The sequence below is a fragment of the Pseudomonas sp. NBRC 111123 genome, from assembly GCF_001320205.1.
GTDB lineage: Bacteria > Pseudomonadota > Gammaproteobacteria > Pseudomonadales > Pseudomonadaceae > Aquipseudomonas > Aquipseudomonas putida_J.
In genome coordinates, this window is the sequence record NZ_BCAZ01000100.1 from 1 (window position 1) to 1,817 (window position 1,817).

The window sequence follows — 1,817 nt, forward strand, 5'->3', positions numbered from 1 at the left end:
CGTACCCGATGAGTTGGTGGTGCCGGCAGGTGCTGACACATTTGTGCCGAGAAACAAATCATGAAGCAGGATTTTAAATTCAATGAGCAAGCGTGCTCTGAAAACAAGCCCAACCTCCATTACAACGAGCTGTGGACACTCGGCCAGCAAGAAGCGGTAAGACGGCTATCGGTGAAAACCCGCATGGAGTTCAAAGACACTGCACGGTATGAGTTAATCAAGGATTTCAGTACGAGAGCAGAGCGCATCGCTGGTAACTACGCACGGATTTATCTTGAGCTGGAGAAAAATGGCAAGCCTGAACTTAAAGGCCGGTTCTACTGGACTGGACTTGCTGCGTTCGCCAGCAAGCAGGTCATGTGCGCACTGGATTACTCAAGCAATAGCAAATGGCGCTGGACTGTGGCAGCCGCGCCTTTTTTTGACATTACCATGATGCATTTGGGGGAAGGGAACTTCTGGTTGTTCCAGGATATTTTTGTATGGCACTGGTTTTACATAAACTACCCCGACGAGTTCAGCAGTGCCGTCCCGGAACGAAATTGGAATAGCTATGTCTGCGGCTTCAAAGAGGCATTCCAGAAACTTCCTTGGGCTGATGACGCTCTGCCCAAGGTGAAATTCTTGGCAAAAACTCCGCCGCTAGAAGAAGGCTTTGCCCTCATCCAGCAAGTCGAACGCGTGAAAGATTTGAGGTCGCGCAGGGATCTCCAATTAGCATCATTGATGAAAATCGCCGACCACGAGCAGCTTTGTATTTTGCAGCCGCTTATTTACGAAAACTGGGACTTTCAGCTGCTTCTAGATGGCCAGGCCAAGATGGAAGGTAAGTTTGGTGTGCCTCGCAGATTGGCAGCATTCAGCACGCAGTGTGAAACGGGAAACCCAGAACTTGACGTAATCATGACCAAAGGCGATCTATATAACGATAAAGACAGGATGAAATTTATCACAAAAATCGCTGACAAATACCACAAACTCATGACCACAGACCAGAAATCAATGGAAGCAATAATTGGCACGATAGCCACCTGGTGGGATCATGCGTAAGATAATTTGCGCAATCCTCTTCACCACGCTAACCGCCTGCGGAGACTCGAGCATGAACAAAGACGCACTAACCATCAGATCTGATCTGAACGGCACCATTGAAAATATGCTATCGAGTTCTACCGCCTCATTTGACAAAGACTGTAATTCCAGTTTGTGTTTTTACGACTTTGACATCCCCGCAGAAAGCACTAACAAAGCGACAGCATTCCTCACATCTAGCGGGAGCCCATTGATCTTTAACGATGTCATAAGCGCGGTATTCATCACGCAAAATGACAGCATCATTACCGACACCAACATTATTCTGGGAGGCGTGACTGAAAACTCCAGGCACGCCGAGGCCATCATTTATTTTTATGAAACACTAGATAAAATTACAGCCACGGGGTGGCAGCGCTATATTTTTCCTGGCGAAGCGAGAATACCTGGAGCTGAGGCCAAAAAATTTGATCGCTTTGATGAAGTGCTAGGTGTGCCTGTCGGCACGGGCCCATGGAAAGATCCTGCATTAAAACTAAACCAAACAGATTGGCTGGCCATGCCAACGATCAGCAGCTGGTATTTCTATAAAAATGGCAATTATTTGCAGCTTCGTGTGCAACGCAAGAATAGCCTCCAAACGCCACAAGAACATGGTACCTATTTGTTTTCGCTTAATTTCCAGACAGAGGCCGAATTCTATAAAAGCTTCGTCGAAAGCGACGACCGTGAACAATGGACAACCCTCCTTCCCGCCGAACTCAAACGCATGGCCCAGGAACGCG

General features: G+C 47.7%; 2 protein-coding genes. Both read left to right on the forward strand.

The window, feature by feature from the left end; genetic code table 11:
* Positions 1 to 60 precede the first annotated feature (60 nt).
* A complete protein-coding gene (locus APH27_RS25430; RefSeq protein ID WP_256250735.1) occupies positions 61 to 1,050 on the forward strand; it encodes a DUF2515 family protein in 990 nt (329 codons plus the stop codon).
* A gap of 52 nt (positions 1,051 to 1,102) precedes the next feature.
* The coding region (locus APH27_RS25435; RefSeq protein ID WP_156335917.1) for a hypothetical protein at positions 1,103 to 1,817 on the forward strand (715 nt) is incomplete at its 3' end.